Source organism: Stenotrophomonas sp. SAU14A_NAIMI4_8, assembly GCF_003086695.1.
Taxonomy (GTDB): Bacteria; Pseudomonadota; Gammaproteobacteria; order Xanthomonadales; family Xanthomonadaceae; genus Stenotrophomonas.
Genome location: NZ_CP025999.1, coordinates 3,720,808 through 3,745,846 on the forward strand (window position 1 = coordinate 3,720,808; position 25,039 = coordinate 3,745,846).

Annotated in this window: 21 protein-coding genes; 14 read left to right on the plus strand and 7 right to left on the minus strand. The window is 67.9% G+C overall.

The genetic code is table 11. The annotated features are described in order from the left end of the window. Positions 1–71: 71 nt before the first annotated feature. From C1930_RS16795 to C1930_RS16815, 3 genes are all read left to right on the plus strand, one after another. Entirely contained in the window at positions 72–776 is a 705-nt protein-coding gene (locus C1930_RS16795) for a VIT family protein (RefSeq protein WP_108772236.1), read from the plus strand. Continuing rightward, positions 773–1,597 (plus strand): helix-turn-helix domain-containing protein, encoded by an 825-nt coding sequence (locus C1930_RS16800; RefSeq protein ID WP_108772237.1) that lies wholly within the window; start codon positions 773–775, stop codon positions 1,595–1,597. Before C1930_RS16795 ends, C1930_RS16800 begins: the two co-directional genes overlap by 4 nt. Positions 1,598–2,252: 655 nt before the next feature. After that, on the plus strand, positions 2,253–3,224 hold the full coding sequence (locus C1930_RS16815; RefSeq protein WP_108772239.1) for an MBL fold metallo-hydrolase: 972 nt from the start codon (positions 2,253–2,255) through the stop codon (positions 3,222–3,224). Positions 3,225–3,306: 82 nt separating this feature from the next. Here C1930_RS16815 and yihA read toward each other — a convergent pair whose 3' ends face one another. Further along, positions 3,307–3,909: a ribosome biogenesis GTP-binding protein YihA/YsxC gene (gene yihA, locus C1930_RS16820; RefSeq protein WP_108750547.1), complete on the minus strand. Its 603-nt coding sequence runs from the start codon at positions 3,907–3,909 to the stop codon at positions 3,307–3,309. 157 nt (positions 3,910–4,066) lie between these two features. Here yihA and C1930_RS16825 point away from each other — a divergent pair, with 157 nt between their 5' ends. The 7 genes from C1930_RS16825 to fhuE all read left to right on the plus strand — a co-directional run bounded on the left by C1930_RS16825 (position 4,067) and on the right by fhuE (position 11,052). Beyond that, entirely contained in the window at positions 4,067–4,867 is an 801-nt protein-coding gene (locus C1930_RS16825) for a c-type cytochrome (RefSeq protein WP_108757151.1), read from the plus strand. Positions 4,868–4,973: 106 nt separating this feature from the next. Beyond that, positions 4,974–5,624, plus strand: coding sequence for a thiol:disulfide interchange protein DsbA/DsbL (locus C1930_RS16830; RefSeq protein WP_108754143.1), 651 nt, complete (start codon positions 4,974–4,976; stop codon positions 5,622–5,624). Between the two features lie 107 nt (positions 5,625–5,731). Continuing rightward, complete coding sequence (locus C1930_RS16835) at positions 5,732–6,571, plus strand: thiol:disulfide interchange protein DsbA/DsbL (protein ID WP_108757152.1); 840 nt, start codon at positions 5,732–5,734, stop codon at positions 6,569–6,571. A gap of 52 nt (positions 6,572–6,623) precedes the next feature. After that, positions 6,624–7,361 (plus strand): endonuclease/exonuclease/phosphatase family protein, encoded by a 738-nt coding sequence (locus C1930_RS16840; protein WP_199911379.1) that lies wholly within the window; start codon positions 6,624–6,626, stop codon positions 7,359–7,361. A 127-nt stretch (positions 7,362–7,488) separates the two neighbouring features. After that, positions 7,489–8,040 (plus strand): M23 family metallopeptidase, encoded by a 552-nt coding sequence (locus C1930_RS16845; RefSeq protein WP_108757153.1) that lies wholly within the window; start codon positions 7,489–7,491, stop codon positions 8,038–8,040. Between the two features lie 101 nt (positions 8,041–8,141). Then, the gene (locus tag C1930_RS16850; protein ID WP_108772240.1) at positions 8,142–8,615 is read left to right on the plus strand and encodes a hypothetical protein; all 474 of its coding nucleotides are present in this window, start codon (positions 8,142–8,144) and stop codon (positions 8,613–8,615) included. Positions 8,616–8,886: 271 nt separating this feature from the next. Beyond that, entirely contained in the window at positions 8,887–11,052 is a 2,166-nt protein-coding gene (gene fhuE / locus C1930_RS16855; protein ID WP_108772241.1) for a ferric-rhodotorulic acid/ferric-coprogen receptor FhuE, read from the plus strand. Between the two features lie 434 nt (positions 11,053–11,486). Here fhuE and C1930_RS16860 read toward each other — a convergent pair whose 3' ends face one another. Continuing rightward, entirely contained in the window at positions 11,487–14,345 is a 2,859-nt protein-coding gene (locus tag C1930_RS16860; protein ID WP_108772242.1) for a TonB-dependent receptor, read from the minus strand. Between the two features lie 259 nt (positions 14,346–14,604). On the opposite strand from C1930_RS16860, the gene C1930_RS20350 reads away from it, so the two are divergent. After that, positions 14,605–14,958, plus strand: a complete 354-nt coding sequence (locus C1930_RS20350) for a hypothetical protein (protein ID WP_159093629.1) — start codon at positions 14,605–14,607, stop codon at positions 14,956–14,958. Between the two features lie 89 nt (positions 14,959–15,047). Here the strand turns inward: C1930_RS20350 and C1930_RS16865 are convergent, their stop codons facing one another. Next, positions 15,048–15,455, minus strand: a complete 408-nt coding sequence (locus C1930_RS16865) for a biopolymer transporter ExbD (RefSeq protein WP_108757157.1) — start codon at positions 15,453–15,455, stop codon at positions 15,048–15,050. Positions 15,456–15,618: 163 nt separating this feature from the next. On the opposite strand from C1930_RS16865, the gene C1930_RS16870 reads away from it, so the two are divergent. Both C1930_RS16870 and C1930_RS16875 read left to right on the plus strand, forming a co-directional pair. After that, a complete protein-coding gene (locus tag C1930_RS16870; RefSeq protein WP_108757158.1) occupies positions 15,619–17,592 on the plus strand; it encodes a transglycosylase SLT domain-containing protein in 1,974 nt (657 codons plus the stop codon). A 126-nt stretch (positions 17,593–17,718) separates the two neighbouring features. Beyond that, positions 17,719–18,939, plus strand: coding sequence for a multifunctional CCA addition/repair protein (locus C1930_RS16875; protein WP_108757159.1), 1,221 nt, complete (start codon positions 17,719–17,721; stop codon positions 18,937–18,939). A gap of 6 nt (positions 18,940–18,945) precedes the next feature. Here the strand turns inward: C1930_RS16875 and C1930_RS16880 are convergent, their stop codons facing one another. Genes C1930_RS16880 through C1930_RS16890 form a run of 3 tightly spaced genes read right to left on the minus strand, consistent with a single transcriptional unit; the run spans position 18,946 to position 20,798 of the window. After that, positions 18,946–19,380, minus strand: a complete 435-nt coding sequence (locus C1930_RS16880; RefSeq protein WP_108750534.1) for an SseB family protein — start codon at positions 19,378–19,380, stop codon at positions 18,946–18,948. Positions 19,381–19,430: 50 nt separating this feature from the next. Continuing rightward, positions 19,431–19,766 (minus strand): hypothetical protein, encoded by a 336-nt coding sequence (locus tag C1930_RS16885; protein ID WP_108757160.1) that lies wholly within the window; start codon positions 19,764–19,766, stop codon positions 19,431–19,433. A 3-nt stretch (positions 19,767–19,769) separates the two neighbouring features. Further along, positions 19,770–20,798, minus strand: a complete 1,029-nt coding sequence (locus tag C1930_RS16890) for a S41 family peptidase (protein ID WP_234412687.1) — start codon at positions 20,796–20,798, stop codon at positions 19,770–19,772. 387 nt (positions 20,799–21,185) lie between these two features. Between C1930_RS16890 and C1930_RS16895 the strand changes: the two genes are divergently transcribed. Then, on the plus strand, positions 21,186–21,581 hold the full coding sequence (locus tag C1930_RS16895; protein ID WP_108772245.1) for a hypothetical protein: 396 nt from the start codon (positions 21,186–21,188) through the stop codon (positions 21,579–21,581). 176 nt (positions 21,582–21,757) lie between these two features. Here the strand turns inward: C1930_RS16895 and C1930_RS16900 are convergent, their stop codons facing one another. Then, a complete protein-coding gene (locus C1930_RS16900; RefSeq protein WP_108772246.1) occupies positions 21,758–24,763 on the minus strand; it encodes an autotransporter outer membrane beta-barrel domain-containing protein in 3,006 nt (1,001 codons plus the stop codon). Positions 24,764–25,039 lie beyond the last annotated feature (276 nt).

The window sequence follows — 25,039 nt, forward strand, 5'->3', positions numbered from 1 at the left end:
ACCGCGTCATGCCACTGTGACGGGTTTCAGCATCCTACCGACGGCCCCTTGACCCCCGTACACTGGCGCGCATGAGTTGCCATTCACGACACCCCGAGCTGCACCGGACCGACCGTGTCGGCTGGCTGCGGGCGGCCGTGCTGGGTGCCAACGATGGCATCGTCTCGGTGGCCGGCCTGGTGGTGGGCGTGGCCGCCGGTGGCGCGTCGGCCAGCACCGTGCTGGCCACTGGCATTGCCGGCACCGTGGCCGGCGCGATGTCGATGGCCGCCGGCGAATACGTTTCGGTGCAGACCCAGGCCGATACCGAAGCGGCCGACCTGGCCGTGGAAAAGCGCGAACTGCACGAAGACCCGCACAGCGAACTGGACGAACTGACCGCCATCTACCGCCACCGCGGCCTGCAGCCGGCACTGGCGCGGCAGGTGGCCGAACAGCTCACTGCCCACGATGCGCTGGGCGCGCATGCGCGCGACGAACTGGGCATCACCGATACGCTGCGCGCGCGACCGCTGCAGGCGGCGCTGGCGTCGGCGGCGGCCTTCACGTGCGGCGCAGCGCTGCCGGTCGTGACCGCGCTGCTGGCGGCCGCAGAGCGGGTTGCCGCCATGACCACCATCGCCACCCTTCTGGGCCTGTGCGTGACCGGTGCGCTGGCCGCCCACGCCGGCGGTGCGGCGCCGGTACGCGGCGCCCTGCGGGTGATGGTCTGGGGCGCAGTGGCGATGGCCGCGGCCGCCGCGATCGGCCGCCTGCTGGGCGCACACATCACATGACCGGCCAACCGCCCCCCGCCACCGCGCTGCTGGCCGAACTGGCCAGCCTGGCCCACTGCGGGCGCGCCGAAGGCTATGCCTGCATCACCGCGCGGCGCGAACACGGCGCCAGTTCGGTGGAAATTCCGCAGCCGCAGTTCGCCATCCTGCTGGAGGGCCGCAAGCAGGTACGCACCGCGCACCAGACGCTGGACTACGCACCGGGCGACATCCTGCTGGTCACCCAGCGCTGCCGCATCGATGTGGTGAACACCCCCGATCCGCGCACCGGGCGCTACCTGAGCGCCATCGTGCCGCTGTGTGCGGAAGCACTGGCCGCAGCCCGCACGCTGTGGAACGAACCGCTGCCGGCACCCGGTGCCAGCGTGGCAAGGTTGGCGCTGCACGAGCACGGTGCCCTGCTGCGGCAGTGGCGCCAGCACCTGCAGGACGGCCACTACAGCGAAGCACGCCTGGCCCTGGCCAGCCTGGTCCTGGCGTGGTGCCGCAGGGGCCACGGCAACCTGCTGTTGCCGCAGGCGCCCACGCTGGGCGAACAGATCCGCGACCGCATCGCCACCGACCCCGCGCGCGACTGGCAATCACGCGATGTGGAAGCGCAGTTCGCGCTGAGCGGCGCCACCCTGCGCCGCCGCCTGGCGGCCGAACAGACCAGCCTGCGCCAACTGCTGACCGAAGCGCGCCTGGCCCATGGCATGAACCTGCTGTACACCACCGACCTGCCGCTGAAGACCGTGGCCGCCCGCGCGGGCTATCGCTCCGCCGCCAGCTTCAGCAAGCGCTTCGCCGAGCAGTACGGTCTTTCCCCCAGCGAGATCTAAGGGGGGGGTATCGGCAGGGCTGCGCCCTGCACCTGCTCAGAGCAACGGCCAAAGCACCAGCAACAGCTGCATTCCGTGGGATGGCGGGGCGGTGTCGGATTGCGGGGACGCCGCAAGTACGTCCATGTAGGCTTGACAGCCGCATCCATGCGGCTGACACCCCGCAATCCGACACCGCCCCACCTCTGACAGATTCCTGCGGCTGGTGGTAACTGCGACGGGTGTTGCGCGCGGCTGTTGGTAGGTGTCGACCTTGGTCGACACATCTGTCAGATATCGAATTCCGGATTGGGGTCAGAGCCCGTTGCGCAGCAACGGGATCCGACCCCGTGCCGTTCCAACAGCGCGCGGAAATCTGTCGAAGGCGGGGTGGGTCCGGTTGCGGGGGCGTGAGCGCCATGGATGGCGCGACCGAGGCTACATGGACGTACTTGCGCCGTCCCCCGCAACCGGACCCACCCCGCCATCCCACGGAATGCACGCTTTTGACGTTGCCGTTGCCGTTGCTCCGGCTTGAAGCAGGTGCAGGGCTGCAAGCCCTGCAAACAAACTCCCCCCACCCTGAGCATTGCGCGCACTGCTTTGAGCGCATCGCGCGCCGCGCGCACGGCACGCTGCACAGCGACGGAATCCTCCGCCTCACCCAGGACACCCCATGACCCCGCGTCACCTGCCGCTGTGCGGCGCCCTGCTGCTGGCCATTGCCGGCCTGCCCTCCGCCGCACATGCCGAAGCCACCACCCCCGCCCCCACCCAGCAGGTGCCCGGCGTCTATCACCAGCGCATCGGCAACCTGCAGGTCACCGCCCTGTTCGACGGCGTGGTGGCACTGGGTCGACAGGAAGTGGTGGACGTACCGCCCACCCTGGTCAGCCGCCTGCTGGAAGGCCGCTACGTGCCCGAAGACAGCAAGGGCCTGCAGACCGCGGTGAACGCCTACCTGGTGCGTCAGGGCAACCACCTCACCCTGGTCGATACCGGCACCGCGCAGTGCTTCGGCCCCGGCCTGGGCCAGGTGCTGGCCAACCTGCGCGCAGCGGGCATCGACCCGGCGCAGGTGGATGACATCCTGCTCACCCACGCCCACCCCGACCACATGTGCGGCGTGCTCGATGCGCAGGGCCAGCCGGCCTACCCCAATGCCACCGTGTGGCTCACCCAGGCCGATGCCGATTACTGGCTGGACCCGGCCAGCGCGGCCAGCGCGCCCGAAGGCGTGCGCTTCGCCTTCCCCTTGGCCCGCAACGCCGTGGCGCCGTACCAGGCCGCTGGGCGCCTGCGCACCTTCCAGCCCGGCGACGCGCTGCCCGCTGGCGCGGTGGCCATGGACACCCACGGCCATACCCCCGGCCATGTCTCCTACCGGTTCGACAGCCAGGGCCAGTCACTGCTGGTGTGGGGCGATGTGCTGCACTTCCACGCGGTGCAGTTCGCGCACCCGGAGGCCGCGTTCGAAGCCGATGCCGATCGCCCGGCAGCGACGGCCAGCCGGCGCAGCGTGCTGCAGCAGGCCACCGCCAAGGGCTGGTGGGTGGCCGGCGCGCACCTGCCGTTCCCCGGTCTGGGCCATGTGCGCAGCGAAGGCCAGGCCTATGCCTGGGTGCCGGCGGAATATTCGCCGCTGTAAGGGATGTGCCGACGAAGGTCGGCACCCATCAGACCCGAACGGGTAGCGCCGGGCCATGCCCGGCGAACGCAACGACGGCCGTTTATTCCAGCCCCAGCCAGCCGCCGATCACCCCGCGCGCTTCTTCCACGCCGGTACGGTCTTCGCCGGAAAACACCTGCACGCTCACCGTATCGCCATAGGCCGAATGCAGTTCCTTGCGCACCTTCTGCAGGGTCTGCATCTGCTGGCTGCGGCTGAGCTTGTCGGCCTTGGTCAGCAGCGCGTGCGCCGGCAGGCCACGCTGCACGGCGTAGGCCAGCATCTGCCGGTCGTAGTCCTTCAGCGGGTGGCGGATATCCATCACCACCACCAGGCCACGCAGTGCCTCGCGGGTGCGGAAGTACTTGTCGATGAAGGCCTGCCAGTGCGCCTGCAGTTCCAGCGGCACCTTGGCATAGCCGTAGCCGGGCAGATCGACCAGGCTGGCTTCCGGGGTGATCTGGAAGAACACCAGCTGCTGGGTGCGGCCGGGCGTCTTGGACACGCGGGCCAGCGCGTTCTGCCGGGTCAGCGCGTTGAGGGCACTGGACTTGCCAGCGTTGGAGCGGCCGGCGAAGGCCACTTCGGCCCCTTCATCGGGCGGCAGCTGCCGCGCGTTGTGGGCCGAGAGGTGGTAGCGGGCGCGTTCGATGAGCAATGACATGTGCGTAGGATCGCATGTTGCGGCGCCGCGCGCCCGCCCGGGGCACCGTGGGTCCGGAAAATGCTGCGCTGCTTCGTTGACCGTGCGCGGAAACGGCGTTGATAATCCGGGCGATGCCGGTCGCTGCCGCCCGGCCCGGTCCAAACGGAGCTTCAGCATGCGCCACGCTCGCGTTCTTGCCGTATCCGCCCTTGCCATGGCCGTGGTGGTTGCCGCCGCTGCCTTTGCGCAGACCACCCTGGTCCCGCTGCCCGACAATGGCCCGATCCAGACCGCCTCGCTCGAGGTGGATTTCAGCAAGACCACCTGGGGCAACGCCAAGGAAGGCCAGGGCAAGGCGGCCGCCTGCGCGGCCTGCCACGGCGCCGACGGCAATTCCACGGTCGAGATGTACCCGTCCATCGCCGGCCAGAGCGAACGCTACGTGGCCCAGCAGATGGCGCTGATCGCCAACGGCCAGCGCAGCTCCGGCGCCGCCGTGGCCATGGTGCCGTTCGTGCAGAACCTCAGCCCGCAGGACATGCGCGACATTGGCGCGTTCTTCGCCACCCAGAAGGCCACCGCCGGCATTGCCGACGACACGCCGGTGGCCGACGGCCCCTACAAGGGCATGAAGTTCTACGAGATCGGCCAGCAGCTGTACCGCGGCGGCGATGCCCAGCGCGGCCTGCCGGCCTGCATGGCCTGCCACGGCCCCAGCGGCGCCGGCAATCCGGGTCCGGCCTATCCGCATATCGGCGGCCAGCACGCCAGCTATGTCGCCCGGCGCCTGCAGGAATACCAAGCCGGGCAGACCCACGAAGCCGACAAGGCGCACTTCCAGATCATGGCGGCCATCGCCCAGAAGCTGACCGAGCAGGAAGTCCAGGCGCTGTCCAGCTACCTGCAGGGCCTGCACAACCGCGCCGACGACGTGGCCGCGCAGACCACCGCCATGCCACCGGCCGCCGCCCCCTGACGGCCATTGGTCGGCGCGGGTCGCCACGGCGGCCCCCTGCTGCGGTATGTTTCCTTCACGCCGGCGGCTGCGCCGGCGTTGTTATTTTCAATGGAGATGCACGTCGATGAGGTTGATGTCCCGCCTGTTGCTGTCCCTGCTGGTGCTGCTGCCGCTGGCGGCCTGCGCCGCCACCCCCGCCAACGCCCCGCTGGTGGAAGGCAAAGATTACGAGCGCATCGCCCAGCCCGGCCCGTTCCAGCCGCTGGCTGGCAAGATCGAAGTGGTGGAAGTGTTCGGCTACACCTGCCCGCACTGCGCCCACTTCGAGCCGCAGCTGGCCGCTTGGGCCGCCAAGCTGCCGGCCGACGTGCGTTTCACCCCGGTCCCGGCCGCCTTCGGGGGTCCGTGGGACGCCTGGGCCCTGGCCTATTACGCCGCCGATGAAGTAGGCGTCGCCAAGCGCAGCCATGCAGCGGTGTTCAAGGCCCTGCACGAAGACGGCTCGCTGCCCATGCAGAACGTGTCGGCCGATGAACTGGCCACCTTCTACAAGGCCTACGGCGTGGCCCCGGACCGCTACAAGCAGGCCCTGCGCGGTGAAGCCGTGCAGCAGAAGGTCGCCGCCGCCCGTGCCTTCGCCAAGCGCACCCAGGTGCCGGGCACCCCGGCCATCATCATCAATGGCCAGTACCTGGTGCGCGGCAACAGCTTCGAAGACCAGCTGCGCATTGCCTCGGCGCTGATCGCCCAGGCCCGCGCCAGCCGCGGCCGCTGAACCAATCCCGACCCTGCACACGGCGCATCCGCCGCCGCGTGTCATCATTTCCCCCTGGCCGGCGTTCACCCGCCGGCCCCACCATTCCAGATGCTGGAGACGTTTCCATGAAGACCCGTTACGCCGCCCTCGCACTTGCAGCGCTGCTGCCGATCCTGGCCGCCTGCAAGGCCGACGACGGCACCGCCAATACCACCGCGCCGGCTGAACCGGCCGCGACCCCGGCCACCACCGAGACCCCGGCCCCGGCCGCCGAGCCGGCCGCAGGCAGCGAAAGCGCCGCCCCCGCCGCCGAAGGCAGCACCGCCCCGGCCGACGCCGCACCGGCGGCCGCACCGGCCCCGACCACCACCGCGCTGACCGGCCCGGCCCCGGTGGAAGGCGCCGACTACCAGCTGATCCCGAACGGCCAGCCGTTCCAGCCGGCTGCCGGCAAGGTGGAAGTGGTGGAAATCTTCGGTTACGTCTGCCCGGCCTGTGCCGCCTTCCAGCCGCTGGTGGGCCCGTGGAAGGCTGGCCTGCCCAGCGACGTGAACTTCGTCTACGTGCCGGCCATGTTCGGCGGCACCTGGGATAACTACGGCCGCGCCTTCTACGCCGCGCAGACCCTGGGCGTGCAGGAGAAGTCGCACGAAGCGCTGTACCAGGCCATCCACGTGCAGAAGACCCTGAAGGGCGAGCGCGGTGCCGACTCGGTGGACGACATCGCCAAGTTCTACGGTGCCTACGGCGTTGACCCCAAGCAGTTCGCCGCCACCATGGGCAGCTTCGCAGTGAACGCCAAGACCAATTCGGCCAAGCAGTTCGCCCAGCGCAGCCAGATCTCCGGCACTCCGTCGATCATCGTCAACGGTAAGTACCTGGTGAAGGGCAAGGGCTTCCCGGACATGCTGCGCATTGCCGACCACCTGATCGCCCGCGAGCGCGCGGCCGCCCAGGCTCATTGATTCCAGAGACGTTTCCCCGGCCGTGACTTCCCCCCACACACGGACCCTGCGCTTGCTGACGGCCAATATCCAGGCCGGCTCAAGCACCCGCCGCTACAGCGACTATGTGACCCGCAGCTGGTCACATGCGCTGCCGGCGGGGCGCAAGCGCAGCAGCCTGGATGCGATCGCAACCCTGGCCCGCAACCATGACATCGTCGGCCTGCAGGAGGCCGACCCGGGCAGCCTGCGCTCGGGCTTCACCAACCAGACCCACTACCTGGCCCAGCGCGCCGGCTTCAATTACTGGAGCCACCAGCCGAACCGGCGCATGGGCGGTGTGGCGTCCAGCGCCAACGGCCTGCTGAGCAAGCTGGAACCGGTGGAAGTACAGGATCACGCCCTGCCCGGCCGCATCGGCGGGCGCGGCGTGCTGCTGGCCAAGTTCGGCGACGGTGCCGACGGCCTGGCCGTGGCGGTGGCCCATCTGTCGCTGGGCGCCGGCTCGCGCATGTCGCAGCTGGGCTTCATTGCCGAACTGCTGTCCGACCACCCCAACGCGGTGCTGATGGGCGACTTCAACTGCCTGGCCGAACGCCCGGAAATGCAGGTGCTGTACCAGAAGACCCAACTGCAACCGCCCGGTTGCGCGGTGCCCACCTTCCCCAGCTGGCGCCCGGACCGTGCGATCGACCACATCCTGGTCAGCAGCAACCTGCAGACCCGCAGCGTGGAAGCGGTGCCCGCCGCGTTTTCCGATCACCTGGCCCTGGCCATGGCGATCGACGTGCCGGCCGACGCCCTGCGCTGACCGGCTTTCGGTAGGTGCCAACCTTGGTTGGCACACACTTGGCACGCTCCCGGTAGAGTCGAGCTTGCTCGACTGACCTTCGCGCCATGCAATGCAGTCGAGCAAGCTCGACTCTACACTCGGTGGCATGACCACTCCGCCTTCCCCTGCACTACGCCTGCGCCGCTGGTTGCTTCGGGGCCTGCTGCTGCTGATCGCCCTCATCGCCGCACTCGCCGTGTGGAACAGCCCCTGGGCTGCCGCACCGAAGCTGCTGTGGTCGCTGTCGCGCATGCCGCCGGCGCAGCAGCTGCCGGTGCCCGTGGACGGCGTACGCCCCCGGCAGATTGCCGATACTTTCGGTGCCCCGCGCGGGCGCGACCGCACCCACGCCGGCATCGACATCTTCGCAAAGCGCGGCACGCCGGTGCGCAGCGTCACCACCGGGGTGATCGCCGATGTGCGCGACGGCGGCCTGGGCGGGCGCCAGGTCTGGGTGATCGGCCCGGCACGCGAGCGCTACTACTACGCCCACCTGGACAGCTGGGCCGAGGGTCTGGCGCGGGGCCAGATCGTGCAGGCCGGCGACCTGCTGGGCCAGGTGGGTGACAGCGGCAACGCCCAAGGCACCCCGCCGCACCTGCACTGGGGCATCTACGGCGCCGACGGCGCACGCGACCCGCTGCCGCTGCTGCGTTGAGCGCAGGACGCCGCGCCTTTGTAGAGTCGAGCTTGCTCGACTGCGGTTGCCCGCACCACCTCGCGCGCCGCATCATCGCCACACTGCCAGGGAGAGCACCGATGGGCCTGTTGCGCGCCGCACCGCTGTTGATCGCGATCCTCACCCTGGTGACCGGCTGCAGCACCCTGCGGGCTCACCGCGACCCGTGGTGCGGGCACCTGGCAGCCTTCGCCAACAGCGCGCAGGTGGAAACCGCACAGTCGATCGAGCTGGTCACCGACTGGGCTGAATGGAGCAAGTGGTGCGTAGACCATGGCACCGAAGCGGGCCGGCAGTTCTGTCGCTGGCTGATCCCCAACACATCGACTGAATACGCCTCGGCCAACATCCGCCGCGCGCTGGCCTGCCTGGATCCCACCGCCCTGCACGCAGGCCGTTGGCGCAGCACGCCGGTGTACCTGACCGGCAAGGTGCGGGTGTACGGCGCCCCCATGATCGATGAAGACGTGATGGTCACCGTCGAGTATGCCGATGGCATCGAGGGACAGCGGCCGAGCATGAAGATCCAGGCCGAACGCGACCCGCCTTTGTAGCGTCGAGCTTGCTCGACTGATCCCAAACGGCAGTCGAGCAAGCTCGACGCTACCGCCGTCCGGGCCACGACCGGCCCATTTGTAAATAGAAACAATTCCCATTACGATATTTGCGTTTTCCGGGCGGCCAGGACGGTCGTCCACCATCACAATGCCCAGCCCCCGTCCTGCCAGCAGGACCGGGCCAGCGGCGTGAGAACCCCACCAGCCGCGGCGCCAGACCATCCGGGAAGCCGGTCGGACGCACGCACGTGCCCGTCCAGGAACCCCCATGATCCGTTCAACCCCTGCCCTGCTGCCGCATCGCCTGTCCGCGGCGGTGCTTTCCGCCCTGTGCCTGGCCGCCGCCCCGGCCGCCTTCGCCCAGACCGCCGCTGCCGACCCCACCACCCTGGACAAGATCGTGGTGAAGGGCGAGCGCGCCGAAGGCTATTCCGTGCGCCGCACCTCGGCCGGTACCCGCTTCGACCTGGCACCGCGCGAGATTCCGCAGTCGGTCAGCATCATCAGCCACCAGCGCATCGAAGATCAGAACCTGGATGACATCATCGACGTGCTGGCCAACACCACCGGTGTCAGCAGCACCCAGTCCGATACCGAGCGCACCGAGTTCTACGCGCGCGGCTTCTACATCGACAGCTACCAGTTCGACGGCCTGCCCACGCAGATGGTGCAGAACTGGAGCTACGGCGATTCCGGCCTGGATCTGGCCCTGTACGACCGCGTGGAAGTGGTGCGCGGCGCCACCGGCCTGCTGACCGGTGCCGGCAACCCGTCGGCGTCGGTGAACCTGGTGCGCAAGCACGCCGACAGCGCCGAGCTGACCGGCAGCGTGTCGGTGAACGTGGGCAGCTGGGGCCGCACCCGCAGCACCGTGGACGTGACCACCCCGCTGAACAAGAGCGGTTCGGTGCGCGCCCGCGTGATCGGCAGCTACCTGGACACCGACGCACAGATGGACCGCTACAACCAGCACAAGACGCTGGGCTACGCCGTCATCGACGCCGACCTGACCCCGGACACCCAGCTGAGCGTGGGCTACGACTACCAGCAGAAGCGCGCCAACGGCGCCACCTGGGGTGGTTTCCCGATGCTGTTCTCCGATGGCACCAGCACCGGCTACGACGAATCGTTCAACGCCAGCCCGAACTGGACCTACTGGGACACCACCAGCAAGCGTGCCTTCGCCACGTTGGAACACGCCTTCAACGATGACTGGAAAGTCCGCATCGGCGCGACCCATGACGAGACCAAGGCCGACGACAAGCTGTTCTACCCGGCCTACAACGATTGGGTCACCGGCGCTTCCTTCTTCGACAAGAACACCGGTGCCGGCATCTCGCCGTCGGCCGGCTTCTACAACACCGAACGCAAGGTCAATGCGGTGGACGGCTACTTCAGTGGCGCGTTCGAGCTGTTTGGCCTGAAGCACGAAGTGATGGGTGGCCTGAGCTACAACAAGCGCGAGTACGCCAACTACGGCGACTACCAGATCGGCGGTGCCGGTCTCGCCTGGGATCCCTTCTCCAGCTACCTGAACTGGAACGGCAACATCAGCGAACCGAACTGGAATCCGCTGGCGCTGGCCAGCGAAGGCACCATCACCCAGAAGGCCGCCTATGCCGCTGCACGCCTGTCGCTGGCTGATCCGCTGAAGCTGATCGTGGGCGCGCGCTACACCGACTGGAAGAGCGAAGGCGAAGGCGCTGACCGTTCGCACAAGGTCACCACCCCGTATGCCGGCCTGGTGTTCGACATCAACGACACCTACTCCACCTATGCCTCGTACACCGAGATCTTCCAGCCGCAGATGCTGAAGGACCGCAACGGCAGCTACCTGGACCCGGTGGACGGCAAGAGCTACGAAGTGGGCGTGAAGGGCGCCTGGTTCGACAACCGACTGAATGCTTCGGTGGCCGTGTTCCGCATCGAGCAGGACAACGTCGGCCAGTCCACCGGCGAGCCGGTCATCGGCGGCACCGGTGGTGAAACCGCCTACGTGGCCGCACGCGGCACCGTCAGCCGTGGCTTCGAGTTCGAACTGAACGGCGAACTGGCCCCGGGCTGGAATGCCACCTTCGGTGCCTCGCGATACGTGGCCAAGGACATCAACGACGCTGACATCAACACCAACCTGCCGCAGACCGCGCTGAAGCTGTTCACCAGCTACACCCCGCAGTCGCTGCAGGAGCTGACCGTCGGCGGTGGTGCTAACTGGCAGAACCGCATCTACTACGCCGTGCCGGCCTACGGTCGCATCGAACAGAGCGGCTACGCCCTGGTCAGCGCGTTCGTGCGTTACCGCCTGTCGCCGGAATGGAGCGTGCAGGCCAACCTGAACAACCTGCTGGACAAGAAGTACTTCTCGCAGATCAACGGCTACGGTGCCTACGGCGACGGCCGCAACGGCTCGATCACCTTCACCTGGTCGTTCTGATGCAGACGCGGCGCCGGGGCAACCCGGCGCCGCCATTGCGTAGCGTCGAGCCATGCTCCACCGCCCTGCTCTTGTAGAGTCGAGCTTGCTCGACTGCCCTGCTCTCGTAGAGTCGAGCTTGCTCGACTGCCTTGCTCTTGTAGAGTCGAGCTTGCTCGACTGCTCTGCTCTTGTAGAGTCGAGCTTGCTCGACTGAACCGCGAAAAGCAGTCGAGCAAGCTCGACTCTACCAAAGCGCAGCAAGCACCTCCGCGCAGTCGGTCCCAGCACAGCAAGCACCCCGCCCGGTCGGTCCAAAGCGCAGCAAGCCCCCCACGCGGTCGGTCACAGCACAGCAAGCACCCCGCCCGTGCGGTCCACAGCACAGCAAGCCCCCACCCGATCCCAGCGCCACAAGCACCGCGCCGGGATGATCCCGGCGCGGTGCCCTCCCATCAGAACCGCAGATCCGCGCGCAGGTACCAGTAGCGCCCACGCGGAATGTCATACGTCGAGGCGTCGTAGCCGTTCAACGAGCACGACAGGCAGATCGGCGGATCCTTGTCGAACACGTTGTTCAGGCCAGCGGTCAACTGCAGCCCCTTCATCCATTCAATCCGGTAGCCCACCTGCGCATCGTGGAAGGTGGTGGCCGCCAGCGTGTTGGTGCCCGCTGCCTGGTCGCTGCACACCGCGAATGCCACCGCATCGCCACAGTCTTCGGTCAGCTCGGAAATGTGGCGCATCGTCCAGTTCGCGCTCCAGTTGCCCAGCGTCCAGCCCAGCGACAGATTGCTGGTCCATTCGGGAATGGAGCTGTCAGCCACTTCGATGCCCGGCCCCTGCGGCTGCTTCTGCCCGGCCGCGCCGGTAGCCTCGTAACGGCCCACGAAGGTGTTCTGCCAGCCGATCTTGAACTGGCCGGCCGCGCTCTGCGGCAGCGTCCAGTGCAGGTCCACATCCCAGCCATCGGTCTTGATCGAGCCCAAGTTGGTCAGGCGGTTGTTGAAGCCGTTGATGCCGCCGGTGCTGGCGCGGGTGATGCCATCGCAGTACAGCGGGTCCAGCGTATCCACGCACAGGTCCAGCTGGGTCTGCGCGTTGATGGCCTGGATCGCACCGTCGATGGTGTGCCGGTAGAAGGTCACGTCCACGTCGAAGCGCTCGGACCAGCTGGTGTTGTTACCGAACCACGGGCTCCACACGAAGCCGGCACTGAAGCTGCGTGAACGCTCCGGGTCCAGCTCGCGGTTGCCGCCGGTGGTTACCGAGATCTGCGAATTGGCCTGCTGGAAACCGGTTGGCACACCCAGCGCAGCACAGTTGGCCGCACTGCCACGCGGTGCGGTGCCACCCAGACCGATCGAGCACGGGTCGAAGATCTGCAGGTCGGCACGCGCGGCCGAACCATACAGTTCACCGATCGAAGGTGCGCGGAAGCCTTCGGCATAGGTGGTGCGCAGCACGAAGTCGTTGGTCACCTGCCAGCGCAGGCCGTACTTGGGCGTGAACTCGCCACCAAAGGTGGAGTAATCCGAGTAGCGCCCGGCCACGCTCAGGTCCAGCTTGCCGCCATAGGACGGGGCGGCGAACAGCGGCACGTTCAATTCCAGGTACGCTTCATTCACATCGTACGAACCGGACGTCGGCTGCGACGGCACGCCGTTGTAATGGCCGATCACCGTCAGCGGATCCGGCTGGTACCAGCCTTCGTACTTGCGGTGTTCCAGGCCAGTGGCGAAAGACACCGCACCGGCCGGCAGGTTGAACAGTTCGCTGGACAGGTTGGCGGTGAACAGGGTCAGTTCGTTCTGGCTGCGGTCGCGCACCACCGGCTGGATCCACTGCAGCATGGCCGGGGTGATCGAGCCGGCGCCACCGAAGATATCCAGCGGCACGCAGCCCGGCGTGGCCGCGCAGATGGCCGGATCGCCCAGCGCCAGGTTGATGTTGTAGATGTTGTAGCTGCCGTAGTTGGTCTGGGTGGCCTTGTTCTTGCTGTACATGCCGTTCACGTCCCAGTACCACTGGCGGTCGGCCGCCTGGAAATTACCCTCCAGGCCGGTGGCGAAGTACTGCGTATCCACCTTCTGCTCGAACACGCGCGCGCCGCCTTCCAGCGGGCGCCGGCCGATCATGATCAGGTTGTCCGACGAATCCAGGGTGAAGCCGAACGGGTTGTAGGGGTTCAGCGCGGAAATGACGATGTTGTCGGCCAGCGGATTACCGGTGCCGGCTTCGGGGCCGAAGAACAGCGGCTCCGGTGCGGCCTGGTTGGTCGATTCGCGGCGGTTGCCCAGTGCCTTCACGTACCACTGCACGTTGTCGCTGAAGTCGAAACGGAACTGACCAAAGATGCCTTTGCGCTCCGACGGCGTCAGCACCATGTTGTATTCGGCGAAGTTGAAGCGATCGGCCGTGCCGAAGCAGTGGTAGCCATCGGTGCGGTCGCAGCCATCGCCGCCGTTGTAGGTGGGCCGCGCGCCGGCGTTCGGGGTCAGGTCGTGGGTGGTGCCGGTGTTGGGGTCGGTGAAGATGAAGCGGCCATCGGGCGTGGCCGAACTGCCCAGCGCCAGGCCGGTGCCCGGTACCGGGAAGCGCGACTGCTCGCGGTCACGCGCATACACCGCGTCCTGCTTGGTCCAGCTGCCGCCCACGAACAGGCTGTAGCGGTCACCGCGCGTACCCCAGGCCAGGTCCACGCCCTTCTGCGTGCCATCGCCCTTGCTGTACTCGCCGTAGTTCAAGGTTACCTGGCCACCATCGAAATCGCGACGGGTGATGATGTTGACCACACCGGCAATCGCATCGGAGCCGTACAGCGACGAGGCCCCGTCTTCCAGCACTTCGATGCGCTCAACAATCGCCAGCGGAATGGTGTTCAGATCGGTGGCCGCGCCCACGCCGGAAGCGGACGATTCATTCACCCAGCGGATGCCATCGACCAGCACCAGCACGCGCTTGGCGCCCAGGTGGCGCAGATCGACCTGCGCCGAACCGGCGCCCACACCGCTGCCGTCGGGCGGGAAGCCGAAGTTGCCGGAAGAATTGAACTTGGCGTTGAGCGCCGAACCGGAACCGGTCAGCTGCTGCAGCACCTCGCCGATGGAGTTCAGCCCGGTGCGTTCGATCTCGGTGCGGGTCAGGGTCTGGATCGGCACCTGGCCTTCCACTTCGGCGCGCTTGATGCGCGTGCCGGTTACTTCAACGCGGTCCAGATCGGTGGTGGATTGGGCCGCGGCACTCATCGGTGCCAGAGCCGTCACGCACAGGGCGACGGCAACCGCCAAGGGGCGGTGATGCAGGTACTTCATTCGCTCTCTCTCCAAAGGAATGTCGGGACAGTGACTGCCGCGCTCCCTCCTGCATGGCGGCAGCGTCTCCTTTGTAAACAACCTGTAAAAATGACGACGTGATGAAGAACACTCTTTCACGCGCTTTTGACAAATGAACCAACCGTATCCGCAGCACTGGCGAACGATTAGGAATTGTTTGAAATTCAAGTGCCCGAGCAAACTTGCGTGCAGCTTCATCACAGACTGAGGCTTCCGACGCTGAACGCGAGGTCTCATCGTGAAAGCACTCAGTGCCGTGCTGCTGCCCGCAGCGCTCCTTGCAATTGCCCTGCTGTCATTGCCCACCAACGCCCGCGCGGGCGGGCTGGTCGAATGCAACAACTGTGCGTCCCCCCGGGATGCAGCGCTGCCATCGGGCGCTGGCCTGACGGTGGTCATGGACTTCGAGCGAGCACGACTTACTGCATTCAACGTCGAATACGATCGCGAGTTCAGAAAATGGCGGGCCCTTCCCACCCCGGTGCCCAATCAGATCCAGATGGCGTTCCTGCGCATCGTGGACGGCACTTCCACAACCCGGAATCAAGGGGCTGAGCGTGCAGCGTGGCGACAGCAGCCGCATGTCCTGTAGCTGGGACGGCCGGACGGTCTACTGCCGCCAGTACTGAGCGCCAGACCGGCGTTGAGGAAGCAGAACCCCTCAACGCCGGTCGTATCGTGTCAACGCACGAATGCGATCCGCTGCATGCCCGTGGCCTCGGCCGCGGCCAGGATGCGCGCCATGCCTTCATACTCGGCCGAAGGGTCGCTGCTGATGCGCAGCTCCGGCAGGTTGCCGGGGTGCTCGCCCGCCTGCGCACGCAGGCGCTGCTGCAGATCACCGATGGCCATCGGCTGCCCGTTCCAGCTCAACTGGCTGGCCGCATCCAGGCGCAGCTCGATGGGCGGCGGCGGGTCCGGTCGCTGTACCACCCGGTCGGTGGCCTGCGGCAGATCCACCGTGATCGGCCGCGCCACGATCGGTGCGGTCACGATGAAGATGATCAACAACACCAGCATCACATCCACCAGTGGCGTTACGTTGATCTCAGCCAGTGGTCCGCTTCGTCCTGCGCTACTGAATGCCATGTGCCGCTCCCTGCAGCAGGGCCGCTTGCCCTGTGGCCGAACTTACGCCGCACATCGCCCACACTGCAGTGCTGCGCAGGTAGTCGTTCAGCCGCCGTTCGCCCACACCACACGTGCACGCTGCGCGAAACTGAATTCAGCCATGGCCCGCTATGCTGGGGCCATGACCCGACGCTCTTCGACCGCCCTGTCCCTGTTCCCGCTGGCCACCACGCTGCTGATCGGCTGCGCCAGTGCCCAGTCCCTTGATGCCCAGAGCGGCCAGTTGAAGGCCGCGCTGGACGCCGCCGAGCGTGGCCAGCTGGCGCCCGCCCAGGCCGCCGCGCTCAGCCGCCACCCGGCCTATGGCTGGGTCGAGTTCGCCCAACTGCGGCGCAACATCGACAGCGTGGACAACGGCCAGGCCCAGGCCTTCCTGAAGCGCTATGACGGCCAGGCCGTGGCCAACAGCTTCCGCAGCGTGTGGCTGCCCTCGGTGGCCCGCCGTCAGGATTGGCCGACTCTGCTGGCCAACTGGGCGCCGACCGAAAACCTGGGCCTGCGCTGCGCGCAGCTGACCGCCCGCCAGGCCACCGGCAAGGTGGACGCGCAGTGGACCAGCGAAGCGCAGGACCTGTGGCGCAAGAACGGCAAGTCGCTGCCCGACGCCTGCGATGCGGTGTTTGCCGTGCTGCAGGCGCAGGGCGGCATGAGCGATGCCCTGCGCTGGGAACGCATCGATGCGGCCGCCGACGCCCAGCAACCGGCGGTGATGCGCAGCGCCGCGCGTGGCCTGCCAGCCGCCGAGCTGGCCCAGGCCAACAGCTATGCCGCCTTCGTCGACCGCCCCAATGCCAGCGCCCTGAACTGGCCGCGCACCGAGCGCAGCCGGCGCATCGCCACCGACGGCCTGGAAAAACTGGCCAAGGCCGACCCCGGCGCCACCGAACAGCAACTGCCGCAGTACGCACAGGCGCTGGGCCTGAGCGCCGAGCAGCAAGGCCAGGTGCGCTACCAGATCGCGCTGTGGACCGTGGCCTCGTACCTGCCCGATTCGGCGCGCCGCCTCAATGCCGTGCCCGAATCGGCCTACGACGAGCGCCTGCACGAATGGCGCGCCCGCGAGGCGATGTCGCGCGGCGATTGGCCGGCCGCGCTGGCCGCGATCCGCAAGATGGGCAGCAAGCAGCGCAGCGATTCGCGCTGGGCGTATTTCGAAGGGCGCATGCTGGAAAAGACCGGGCAGGTGCAGCAGGCGCAGCCGCTGTTCCGCGATGCCGCGCGCGCGCCCACCTTCCACGGCTTCCTGGCGGCCGACAAGCTGCAGCAGGCGTACACGCTGTGCCCGTGGAAGCCCAACGACAGTGCCCAGGCGCAGGCCGCGGTCGCCCGCGATCCGGCCATCCAGCGCGCCATGGCGCTGTACCAGATCGACCGCACCGGCTGGGCCGTGGCCGAATGGAACAGCGCGCTGTCGCGCTTCGATGACACCCAGCGCCGCCTGGCCGTGCGCGTGGCGCAGGACAACGGCTGGTTCGACCGCGCCGTGTTCGCGCTGGGCAAGCAGCCGCAGGAACAGCGCCTGTACGACCTGCGCTTCCCGCTGCACCACGACAGCACCATCCGCCGCGAATCGGCGCGCAACGCCATCGACCCGGCCTGGGTGGCCGCCGAGATACGCGCCGAGAGCACGTTCACCCCGCGCGCGCGCTCGCCTGCCAACGCCATGGGCCTGATGCAGGTGCTGCCCACCACCGGTGCCAGCGTGGCCAAGTCGATCGGCCTGACCGGCTACGGCGGCGCCGACAGCCTGTACGACCCGGACACCAACATCGCCATCGGCACCGCGTACCTGCGCCAGCTGATGAACAAGTACGACGGCCTGCCCTACGTGACCATCGCCGCCTACAACGCCGGGCCGACCCCGACCGCACGCTGGCAGACCCAGCGCCCGGGCTTCGACCCGGACCTGTGGATCGAGACCATCAGCTACAAGGAAACCCGCGAATACGTGGCCCGCGTGCTGGCCTTCAGCGTGATCTACGACTGGCGCCTCAACGGCAATGCCCTGCCGCTCAGCGACCGCCTGATGGGCCGCCTGGTGGACAAGCGCAAGGCCTTCACCTGCGCCACCAACGCCGAACAGGGCGGGGATTGATCGACGCAGCGGGTGGCGCCGGGCTTGGTCCGGCGCCACCCCGCAATGCCGTCCGAACCGGTAGCGCCGGGCCATGCCCGGCCAGGGCGCAGCGCGGCAACACACGCCCGTGCGATCATCCTCACCATGAAGATCTATCTTGTCGGCGGCGCCGTGCGCGACCGCCTGCTGCAGCGCCCCGCCGGTGACCGTGACTGGGTGGTGGTCGGCGCCACCCCCGCGCAGATGGAAGCGCAGGGCTACACCGCCGTGGGCCGCGATTTCCCAGTGTTCCTGCATCCCAAGACCGGTGAGGAATACGCACTGGCGCGCACCGAACGCAAATCCGGCCGCGGCTATCGCGGCTTCGTGGTCGATGCCGATCCGGCGGTCACCCTGGAAGAGGATCTGCAGCGCCGCGATTTCACCATCAACGCCATTGCCTGCGACGAAGACACCGGCACTCTGGTCGACCCCTACGGCGGTGCACGCGATCTGCAGCAGCGCGTGCTGCGGCATGTCGGTCCGGCATTCGTGGAAGACCCGCTGCGCGTGCTGCGCGCGGCACGGTTCATGGCGCGCTTCGCGCCGCTGGGCTTTACCGTCGCCGACGAAACCATGGCGCTGATGCGCGAGGTCGCCGCCAGTGGCGAGCTGGATGCGCTGGTGCCCGAACGCGTCTGGCAGGAACTGCGCAAAGCGCTGGTCTGCGAACGCCCGTCCGCCTTCCTGCGCACGCTGCACGACGCGCACGCGCTGGGCCCGATCCTGCCGGAACTGGAAGCACTGTACGGCGTGCCGCAGCGTGCCGAATTCCATCCGGAAGTCGACACCGGCATCCACCAGGAAATGGTCAGCGACATGGCCGCACGCCTGGCGCCGGGCGATGACCTGGTCGGCTTCGCCGCCCTCACCCACGACCTCGGCAAGGGCCTGACCCCGCAGGACGAATGGCCGCGCCACATCATGCACGAGCAGCGTGGCGTGAAGCCGCTGAAGGAACTGTGCGCACGGCTGAAGATTCCCACCGAGCACCAGCAGCTGGCGGAGGCGGTCTGCCGTGAGCACTTGAACGTGCACCGCATCGACGAACTGCGCGATGCCACCGTGCTGGAACTGCTGGGCCGCTGCGATGCACTGCGCCGGCCCGAACGCGTGGCGCGCATCGCGCTGTGCTGCGAGGCCGACAAGCGCGGCCGGCTGGGTTTCGAAGACAGCGACTACCCGCAGGGCGAAACGCTCAAGCGCCTGCACCAGGCCGCGCTTTCAGTGCAGGCGCGCGATCTGGATACCACCCACCTGAAAGGCCCGGCCATTGGCGAAGCGCTGGCCAGAGCGCGGGTGAAGGCGATCGCGGCGGCGCGCTGAGCGCGGTCAGTGCGCCATGCCGCGGGTAATCGCCGCGGCGCGCTCCTTCAGCTGGGCCACGGCATCGGGAATCATCTCCATGCCCACGTCCAGGCCGGGGTTCAGCACCAGGCCAACGCCCTCGCCAATGCCCGACAGCAGCGCGTGCACGGCAATCGGCATGGCATGGGCAAACTGCGGCAGCTGTTCGTGCCACAGCTCGGCGCGTTCCGGCGCGGTGAACACAGCGAACATCGGCTCGCCGCTTTCGCTGGTAAGCACCAGCGGTGAAATGCTCTCGTCCCAGGCGCCATCTTCACCAATGGCCTTGTCCAGCAGCACGAACACCGGCGCGGTCAGCAGGCCGTCCAGGAACTGCGCGGCGGTCAGCGTGCCGTCCTGTGCCTGCAGCAGGCGGACCTCCAGGTCGTTGGTGGGTTCAAACGGCGTGTCGTGGTCCATGGTCGCTTCCGGTACGTGATTGCTGGCCACCACTTTAGCAGGCCGGGACCTCAGGCCAGATAGCCCTGCCGCCACATCCACCCCACCACCGCCAGCCCAGCCACCACCACCAGCATCAGCGGTAGTCCAAAGCGGTGCCGGAACGGTATCGGCACCCCGCCCAGCTGCTGGTCCAGGGTCTCGGTGTCCAGCACCCAGCCATGGCCGCAGCCGGTGCAGGCCAGTTCGTAGCGGCGCTGGTAGACGAAGCCAAACAGCAGGTCGATGCGCGCCATGCGGTAGCGCAGCTGCGGGGCAAAGTCGGTTTCTGTCTGGCAGCGCAGGCAGTGGTGTGCCTCGGTCGGGCCGACCACCACCACCCGTTCCTGCTGGCCGATCAGCAACATCCTTCAGCCTCCACTACACGCCGGCTGCGCCAGCAGCCACGCCTGGGCGGCGGCAACGGTGGCTGCAGCGCCGCGGGTGTGCTCGTCAGGCACTATCTTCCGCCCATCGCCGCGACCGTGGCGGTCCTGCATCACGCTGGTAGTCAACACCAGGGAACTGCCGTCGACCAGCGGCCGCACCACATTCGCGGTGGACACACCGCGGGTGGGTTCGCCGAAACTGCGCGCCTGCGGGCGACCACGGAACGCCAGCGCCGTCGCTTCGCCGGCACTGGCGGTGTGCGGCCCGGTCAGCACGGCCACGGGCGCGGCCGGGTGCTTCAGCTGATAACCCGGCTTACCCAGATCGACGATGGCGCCCGCGCCCAGACGCAGGCCAGACGGTGTGGACTGCCAGGCGGAAGGGCCGTCGGCGGTGACGAACGCGCCCACGGTCTCGTCATCGCCGGCGGTCATCCGCAGCAACGGGGCGACGCCCAGCAGCATGGGCCACATGTTGCCGCCCGTGTTGCCACGCAGATCCACGATCCAGCCGCAGCGGGTGCCGTTGTCCTGCTCACCGATGGTCGCCTGCCAGCGCGCGGCGCGTTGCTGCATCTTCTGCTGCAGCTCCGGGCCGGGAACGATGGAGAACGCGCCGATCTCGACCCAGCCGATGCGTGGGTCAACAGGCGGTGTATCGGCCGACGTGGCCGTCATGCCTGTACCGGTGGCGTTGGCGGTGCCGGCGGTGTTGGCCCGTCCTGGCCGCTGCGCTTCCGCGCGTATCCGCTTCGGGCTGAGCCACGCACCGTGCCCACCCGAGCTGCGGCCAATGGCTTCCTTCAGCACGTCGCGTATCTTTTCCGGGTTGCCCTGCGCTGCACTCATGCGTGCACGAATCTCTGGCCAGTCCACGCGATCACGGTAGAGCGCCTCGCGCTCCAGCAGGTCCACCAGTTCGATCTGGGCCTGCCGCGTGGGCAGTTCGATGGCGTGGGCAGGTGCCGCCATTGCGGCGGTCAGTGCCAGAATCGTGATGCGGATACCCATGGGCATTCGACGTTCCTTCGCCGGAAGATGGAGGAACGAGGATACGCCGTTGGACGTCGCGCGACGTGTCGTGTTTCGCACTCCTGGGCCGCGGCAGGATTTGCAACTTTGCTCATGGCTGCGCTGCAGTGAAACCGCGAAGGTGGCTTTGCCAACGCATCCAGCGTTGGCCGGGATTGGCGTCCTGAATGAAGTAGTTCAAAGGCGGGCTTGCGAACACGTCGCTGGCCCGAATACTGCACCGTCCGTCGTTCTGCGGCGGGCGGTGCGTGGGGATCTCCCGGATCCGCCGGCTTCGTTCCCTTTGAGCAACTTCACCGGCACGCCAACCCGCACCGCCCGCCACCTTGCACGACGCCGGTGGCCTTGCCTTGTGAGGTTGCCGCCATGACCACGCTCTACCCCACCTATCCCCGTCTGCAAGCCCTGCTGGGCAATGCGCTGCCCGGGCTGGCGTTGCCCAGTGCCGTGGCCGAGGCCCTGGAAGATGCGTTGATGGAAGCCGCAGAAACCACACCGCCATCGGCATTCTTCACCCGGTTACGCGGCGTGGCACACGAGGCTGACGATGCACGCGGGCGCGGTCTGGCCGACGCTGCGCGCTGCCTGGCGGCGCTTTCGGCCTGCGGTAGCGTGCTGCTGGCGGCACAGTCGGCGCGGGAGCTGGATGATGTGGCCGCGCAGTGCCCGGCGCAGGTGGAAGAAGGGTTGCTGCAGGCGGTGGTGGTGCTAGCCGGGCATGCGGGCGCGCTGGTTCATGACGTTGTCGGTAGCCGCCGGTAACGTCGACCTTGCTCGACTGCCTTGCCAACAGCCGTCGAGCAAGCTCGACGCTACGGGGTCATGGCGTGTCGACCAAGGTCGACACCTACCAGAGCGGGTCATGACGTCGGGTGGAGTTTCCGGCGGGTCATGGCGTGTCGACCAAGGTCGACACCTACCAAAGCAGGGGCCCGGCGCTACCAGTCTGCGCGCAGGCCGATGTTGCCTTCGATCACGCGCCGTTCTTCGTTGCGGCTGCCGCCCACTTCGCGGGTGTAGTCGGCCACGGCATACGCGCTGATGGTGCGGTTGAAGCGCCCCACCACGCCGATGCCGGCTTCCAGCGCGCGCGAGCGTTGCGCGCTGGTTATCACGTCGGTGTCGAACTGCACGCGGTCCTCGCCGGAGCGGCCGTGCCAGTAGTTCAGCTTGAAGTACGGCTGCCAACCGTTGTCCGCCAACTGATAATCAGCGGCCAGGCGCAGGCCCACGCGGCCGGTCCAGGCGTTGTCACTGTCGAACGACACCGCCGACACCGCGTCGCGCTGGTCATCCAGCGAGCTGCGTTGCCAGATCACCTGTATCTGCGGTTCCAGCCACCAGGCCGATTGCCCGAACTGCAGCAGGGGCTTGCCGGCTTCCAGCGACAGCGTGGTGCCGTCGCCACGCACATCAATGCCCAGCCCGCGCGATGAGCGCATGCGGCCGTCGTAGCGGCTCTGCATCGCCACCGCGTCCAGATATCCACCGTCACGGCCGGTCAGCGTCCAGTACAGGCCCACGTGCTTGTCGTCCAGGCGGCTCTGGCCCACCTGCACGTTCTCCCAGCCCAAGGCCAGGCCGGTCACCCGGCCATCGGCGCGGGTGCGGCCGACGAACACGCCGATCTGGTTGCGATGTGCATCGGCGGCGGCGGCCCAGACATCCAGACCGGCCTGCACGCCCATCAGATCGCCGTCGAAGCCGGGCTGGGCATCGCCCTTCCACTGGATCTCACTGCTCTGCCCGACCAGTCGGCCCCAGGCGGTGCGCAGGGCGCCGGTGTGGTACAGCAGACGCTGCTCGCCCTGGCGCTCGTGGAAGGTGCCCAGGCTGGCCAGCGACGCCTCGCGCAGCAGCGGCGGCACCACCGCATAGGTGGCAGTTTCCAGGCGATACAACGGCACCACGTCGCCCTGCGCGGGTCGCGCGCCGGCACTGGGCGCTGGGCCCAGGCCCGGCAGTGCACCACCGGCCACCGGCACGTCGGGCACCGGCGGGTCGCTGGGCGGGGCAACGTCGGCCGGCTGCGGCGGGGGCGCCGGGGGCGCGGTCTCGCCAGCGGTCAGGTCCGGGTCCACCGCCCCTTCGGGCGGCGGTGGCGGGGCCGGCGCAATCGCGGGCGGCGGCGCCACGGGCGGCGTGGGCGGCGGCGGCTCGGCGGTGCTGCCGGTTCCGCTGGGTGCCGGAGTCGGGCCGGACACCAGGGTTGAGCGCAGGTACCAGTTCTCACCGCTGCCCGCGCTTACCCCGCCCTTGAACAGGAAGTACTCGTAGGCACCGGCCGACACCGGGGCAAACAGCGAGAACGCGCCGGCTGCCGTGGTCGCACCGTTCAGCGCCTGCACCACCAGGATGCCGTCGGCCAGCGTGGCCGCGCCGCCGCCGCCGGCATTGAGGACGCCGATGCCAGTCGTGCCGGTTGCCGCGCCGCCATCGATCACCAGGCGATCAGTGACCGAATCGTCCCCACCCAGCACGGTGCGCAGGTACAGACCGCCACCCTCACCCCGATAGTTACCGCGGATCGTGAATACATCGCCGGCGCCCACGCCGGTCAGGTCGATGCGCCCGGCATTGACCACGTTCACCAGCGCGCTGCCGGTGAACGGGCGCACCGCATTGGAACCGCTGCCCGCGTACAGCGTGCTGGTGTCATCCAGGGTGAGCGTGCCGGTGCCGGTTGCACTGTCGCCCAGCCGCAGATCGCCATCGAAGGTCAGTTCGGTGCTGCTGGCCAGGCTGATGGTTTCCCAGTTCTGCAGGCGGCCCACGCCGGTCATCTTGACGTTGCTGAGCGCAAGCCGGTCGTTGCCACTGCCGCCGTCGAACAGCGGCACTGCGCCCAGGTTGCCCTGGTTGAGGTTGGCCAGCGTGGCCACGTCATCGTCGGGGCCGGCATCGATGGCGCCATAGACGATGCCACCGCCATTCCAGGTGAAGGTGTCGTTGCCGGTACTGAGCAGTATCTGCCCGCGCACGGTGCCATCGGTGATGGTCACGCTGTCGGCGCCACCGCTCACGCTGATGTTGCCGCCGATATAGGCGGTGCCGGAAATGATGATGGTGTCGGTATCGAAACCGGTCACCACGTTGCCATCCACCGTGCCGCCTGACTGGTCCCAGAGGTTCTTGTCCAGCTTCATGTTGACCCGGCCGATGCGGCCGCCGGTCATCCAGGCCTGGTCGCCATCTTCGAACGCACCGACGATGCGGCCACCGCTCATGCGGAACGTATCGATGTTGTCGCCCTGCTGCAGGGCGCCGATGCTGCCGCCACTCATGACGAAATCGTCGGCGCCGCTGCCCTGCGTGACCAGTCCGGTAATGGTGCCGCCGCGCACGGTCATCTGGTCATCGCCGTTGCCCTGGTCAACGCTGTCCAGGGTGCCATCGCTGAGCAGCAGCACGTCGTTGCCATCGCCCTGCAGTACGGCACCGCTGATGCTGCCTGCGAGCATCTCCAGTCGATCATTGCCGGCGCCGAACTGCACGCCGGTGCGGCCACTGATCGTGCCGCGGTTGACCAGTACGCTGTCCCCCGCGCCAGTGAACTGCAGCGCAGTAGTGTTGCCGGTGCTGATGCTGCCCAGGTTGTCGACGCGGCTGCCCCCGCCCAGCTGCACGGCAATACCGCCGGTGGCGGTGATCGCGCCCTGGTTCAGCAGCACATGGCCACCTGCGCCGGTCAGTGCCAGCGGCGTTGCACCACCGCTCTGCTGCAGTTGCGCGCCGCTGGCCACGTTCACGGTAATGCCGCCGGCGCCATTGGCCGTAATCGGTGTGATGTACGGATTCGGCGGATCGGCACTGCAGGTGACGGTCTGTCCGGCCACGGGGGCGCTGGAATCGCATCCTGCCCAGGCCGATGGGGCAGCCAGGGCCAGCACCGAGGCGAGGAACAAGGGCGAACGACGTACGCCACACAGGTCTGCACGGGACATACAGCACTCCTGGAACGGGGGTCAGGAACTGCGATGCACGGCACTGCTCAGAAAACGGGCGCGCCTACCGTAAAAGAAGCCCCCAAGGCTGGAAGTGAAGATTCCATCACGCGACAAGTGTGACTTCCGCCGGACGGCACGCGCAGCCACGCATGGCGTGGCTCTACTCGCCACATCCACGCAATCCCCACGGGCCGTAGATCCACGCCATGCGTGGATGCGCCTCCCCCCGCACGGCCAGTAGATCCACGCCATGCGTGGATGCGCCTACCCCCG